The sequence below is a fragment of the Flavobacterium sufflavum genome (assembly GCF_004016525.1).
In the GTDB taxonomy this organism is placed as follows: domain Bacteria; phylum Bacteroidota; class Bacteroidia; order Flavobacteriales; family Flavobacteriaceae; genus Flavobacterium; species Flavobacterium sufflavum.
Genome location: NZ_SACJ01000051.1, coordinates 1 through 255, shown reverse-complemented (window position 1 = coordinate 255; position 255 = coordinate 1). Strand labels below are relative to the sequence as shown.

Annotated in this window: 1 protein-coding gene; it reads right to left on the bottom strand. The window is 42.0% G+C overall.

The window, feature by feature from the left end:
• Window positions 1-255 (bottom strand): hypothetical protein (locus EOD40_RS18100; RefSeq protein ID WP_164905521.1); only part of this gene is annotated, 255 nt, incomplete at both ends.

Below are 255 nucleotides of genomic sequence, written 5' to 3'. Positions count from 1 at the left end.
TTGTCCTACTTCATCTACAGGACCTGCACTGATACCTGTTGCCCAACCAGGAACACTGATGGCTCCTGCATCTTCCAGTTTAGCCTGGTCATCTCCTTTAGTGAAAACCGGTACATCATTCACAGATATTACATTGATGTTGAAGGTTTGATTATCACTTTGATCATCTCCTCCATCTGCAACTCCTCCATTATCTTTCAAATAAACTGTAACAAGTGCACTTCCATTTGCATTGGCTGCCAATGTGTATGTCAA